This is a genomic window from Ramlibacter sp., assembly GCF_035706265.1.
Lineage (GTDB): Bacteria > Pseudomonadota > Gammaproteobacteria > Burkholderiales > Burkholderiaceae_C > Ramlibacter.
The window spans coordinates 1-3976 of sequence record NZ_DASSVG010000053.1 but is presented as its reverse complement, the minus strand read 5'-3'; the positions used below and the strand labels follow the sequence as shown (position 1 = coordinate 3976).

Genomic DNA, 3976 nt, shown 5'->3' with positions numbered 1-3976 from the left:
GCGTCCAGCATGGTGGCGAGCACCGGGTCGTTGCCGAAGGCGGCGCGGTGCAGGCGGATCGCCTCCTCGGCGATCTCGAACACGCCGATGCCCTCGACGCGGCTGGCGGTGCCGGTGAAGTACTTCTCGATCGTGTCGCTGTTGATGCCGATCGCCTCGAACAGCTGGGCGCCGCAATAGGACATGTAGGTCGACACGCCCATCTTGGACATGATCTTCGACAGGCCCTTGCCGATCGCCTTGACGTAGTTGTAGATCGCCTTGTCGGCCGAGAGCTCGCCCGGCAGGTCCTTGTGGATGGAGACCAGCGTCTCCATCGCCAGGTAGGGGTGCACGGCTTCGGCGCCGTAGCCCGCCAGCACCGCGAAGTGGTGCACTTCGCGGGCCGAACCCGTTTCCACCACCAGGCCTGCCGTGGTGCGCAGGCCCTCGCGCACCAGGTGCTGGTGGATCGACGAGAGCGCCAGCAGCGCCGGGATGGCCACCTGCGTGGGCGAGGCGGCGCGGTCGCTGATGATCAGGATGTTCTTGCCGCTGCGGATCGCGTCCACGGCCTCGGCGTTGAGCGAGGCGAGCTTGGCCTCCACGCCTTCCTTGCCCCAGGAGAGGGGGTAGGTGATGTCCAGCGTGTAGCTGCGGAACTTGCCGTGGGTGCGGGCGTCGATGCCGCGCAGCTTGCCCATGTCCTCGAAGTCGAGGATCGGCTGGCCGACCTCCAGCCGCATCGGCGGATTGACCTGGTTGATGTCCAGCAGGTTCGGCTTCGGGCCGATGAAGGACACCAGGGACATGACGATCGCCTCGCGGATCGGGTCGATCGGCGGGTTGGTCACCTGCGCGAACAGCTGCTTGAAGTAGTTGTACAGCGGCTTGTTCTTGTCCGACAGCACGGCGAGCGGGCTGTCGTTGCCCATGGAGCCTATGCCCTCCTCGCCGGCGGCGGCCATGGGGGCGAGCAGGAACTTGATGTCTTCCTGCGTGTAGCCGAAGGCCTGCTGGCGATCCAGCAGGTCGGCCGGCTCGGAGACCGGGATGTCCACCGCGTTGGGCTCGACGTCGTCGAGCTTGATGCGCAGGTTCTCGATCCACTGCTTGTAGGGCTTGCTGTTGGCGAGCGAGGACTTCAGCTCCTCGTCATCGATCATGCGGCCCTGCTCCAGGTCGATCAGGAACATCTTGCCGGGCTGCAGGCGCCACTTGCGCACGATCTTGTTCTCCGGCACCGGCAGCACGCCGGATTCGGAAGCCATGATCACGAGGTCGTCGTCCGTGACGCAGTAGCGGGAAGGCCGCAGGCCGTTGCGGTCCAGCGTGGCGCCGATCTGGCGGCCGTCGGTGAAGACGATGGAGGCCGGGCCGTCCCAGGGCTCCAGCATGGAGGCGTGGTATTCGTAGAAGGCCTTGCGGCGCTCGTCCATCAGCGTGTGCTGCTCCCACGGCTCGGGGATCATCATCATCACGGCCTGCGACAGCGGGTAGCCGGCCATCGTCAGCAGCTCGAGGCAGTTGTCGAAGGTGGCGGTGTCGGACTGGTCGGGGAAGCTGATGGGATAGAGCTTCTTCAGGTCGGCCTGCAGCACCGGCGACGTCATCACGCCTTCGCGCGCGCGCATCCAGTTGTAGTTGCCCTTGACCGTGTTGATCTCGCCGTTGTGGGCGACGTAGCGGTAGGGGTGAGCCAGCGGCCACTCGGGGAAGGTGTTGGTGGAGAAGCGCTGGTGCACCAGGCCCAGGGCGGAGACGCAGCGCGGATCCTGCAGGTCCTTGTAGTAGACGCCGACCTGGTCGGCCAGCAGCAGGCCCTTGTAGATCACCGTGCGGCTGCTGAAGCTGGGGACGTAGTACTCCTTGGAGTGCTTCAGGCGCAGCCTCTGGATGGCGGCGCTGGCCGTCTTGCGGATCACGTACAGCTTGCGCTCCAGGGCGTCCTGCACGATCACGTCGGTGCCGCGGCCCACGAACACCTGCTGGATGATCGGCTCCTTGGCGCGCACGGCGGGCGACATCGGCATCTCGCGGTCCACCGGCACCTCGCGCCATCCGAGCAGTACCTGGCCCTCGGCCTTGATCGCGCGCTCGAGTTCCTGCACGCAGGCGAGCCGCGACGCGTGCTCCTTAGGCAGGAAGATCATGCCCACCCCGTACTCGCCGGGAGGCGGCAGCTCGATGCCCTGCTTCGCCATCTCTTCCCGGTACAGCGCATCGGGCATCTGGATCAGGATGCCGGCGCCGTCACCCATCAGCTTGTCGGCGCCCACCGCGCCGCGATGGTCCAGGTTCTCCAGGATCTTCAGCGCCTGGGTGACGATGTTGTGGCTCTTCTCGCCCTTGATGTGGGCGACGAAGCCGACGCCGCACGCGTCGTGCTCGTTCGCGCCGGCGTACAGGCCGTGTTCTTGGAGATGGGCGATTTCGGCAGCCGTGGTCATGGGCGCAACCTCAGGTCTCAGGGGAAACCCGGAAGATACTGCAGCGCAGCACCGCTGCCAAGAAAAATAATTGGGGTCAGATTCCAATTATTTCTGGCTCGTCATGTCCTCCCGTTGAATTGGGGACAGATCACCCGCTGCTTTCATGCGCGGGCGCCCTGCCTGGGAGCGCGCGACCCGCCGTTCGGTGCGCCGCTGCAGTTCGGCGACGTAATCCGGCTCGCCCAGGGCCCAGCCGCGCAAGGCCGAATCGGTCAGGGCCTGCTGCTGCGCTTGGCTGATCCCGTTGCGGACCAGTTCCGCATAGGCCTGCTCGCGGGCGAAGGGGGTGTTGCCCAGCTCCCAATAGAGGGGGTGCGGCGTGACCAGCTTGTCGCTGCGCCGGCCGATGTAGTGCTGGTGGCTGGACCAGGGAAATTCCCCCGGGTCGGCGGCGATGCCGGCGCGCACCGGGTTGAGGTCGATGTAGACCATGCAGGCCAGCAGGTAGCGCTCGGCCTGGATCAGCGTGGAGCGGTAGCGGCCCTCCCACAGCGTGCCGCTGCGCGCGTGGCGCAAGTTGAAGTTGCGCACGTAGCGCCGCCCCACCGCCTGCATCATCTGCGGGATGCCCTCCACCGTCTGGGGCGTGGCCAGCAGGTGGATGTGGTTGCTCATGAGGACGTAGGCATGCAGGGCGACCTGCTGCTTGCGCGCGTGCTCGTCGAGCAGGGACAGCAGCAGCTCGTAGTCCGCCTTGTCGCCGAAGATGGCCTGGCGATTGTTGCCGCGCTGGATGATGTGATGGGGGTAGCCGGGAACGGTCAGCCGGGGAAGTCTCGCCATCGGGCGATCTTAAATTGGAATCTGACCCCAATTTTGGCTGACCAGCAATCAAGGCCTGCTCCGACAAGCCCTGCCGTCGCCCCTGCAGAGAATGGCGCGCAAAGGAGACTGGCTATGTCCTTCGCGCTTTACCTGATCGGCTTCATCATCGTCATCGCCGGCCTCGCCTGGGGCGCGATGGTGGCCGGTGTGCCGCAAACCTACATCCTGATCGGTGCGGTGGTCCTGTTCGGGATCGGCATCCTGTCGGCCGTGAAACGCACCCGGCCCAAGGATCCGCCGGCGCACACCACCGGCGGCCGCCGGGCCGACGACTACTGAGGCGACGCAGAAGCGGCTACTGCGCCGGCGTGGCCGGCGCCGGCGCCAACTCCGGCAGCCCCGGATAGCGCCGCTCTTCCAGCGCCTGCAGCCCGAACTCCGCCAGGATCGCGCGCAGCCGCTCGGCCGACGCGCGGCGGCGCTGGCCCGTCCAGCGCGCCAGGATCAGCTCGTTCTTCAGCGAGTGCTCCCAGCCCACCAGTTCGGTCACCGTCACCTGGTAGCCCATGGCTTCCAGGTACAGGCAACGCAACACATTGGTGAGCTGGCTGCCCACCTCCCGGGTGTGGATCGGATGCCGCCACAGCTCCGCGAGCGGCGTGCGCGCCAACGCGAGCGCCTTGTTCATGCGCAGGCAGGCCGCCACCTCGGCCTGGCAACACGGCACCAGCACCATGAAC

General features: G+C 66.6%; 3 protein-coding genes and 1 pseudogene. 1 reads left to right on the top strand and 3 read right to left on the bottom strand.

The window, feature by feature from the left end; all coding sequences use genetic code 11:
• Both VFM98_RS01890 and VFM98_RS01885 read right to left on the bottom strand, forming a co-directional pair.
• Positions 1-2429: glutamate synthase central domain-containing protein (locus VFM98_RS01890; RefSeq protein WP_325108195.1), on the bottom strand; the 2429-nt coding region annotated here is incomplete at its 3' end.
• 87 nt (positions 2430-2516) lie between these two features.
• The gene (locus tag VFM98_RS01885) at positions 2517-3254 is read right to left on the bottom strand and encodes a transposase (protein WP_325108194.1); all 738 of its coding nucleotides are present in this window, start codon (positions 3252-3254) and stop codon (positions 2517-2519) included.
• A gap of 114 nt (positions 3255-3368) precedes the next feature.
• On the opposite strand from VFM98_RS01885, the gene VFM98_RS01880 reads away from it, so the two are divergent.
• Complete coding sequence (locus tag VFM98_RS01880) at positions 3369-3575, top strand: hypothetical protein (RefSeq protein ID WP_325108193.1); 207 nt, start codon at positions 3369-3371, stop codon at positions 3573-3575.
• Between the two features lie 16 nt (positions 3576-3591).
• Here the strand turns inward: VFM98_RS01880 and VFM98_RS01875 are convergent.
• Positions 3592-3976 (bottom strand): annotated as a pseudogene (locus tag VFM98_RS01875) (SAM-dependent methyltransferase); the annotation flags it as partial.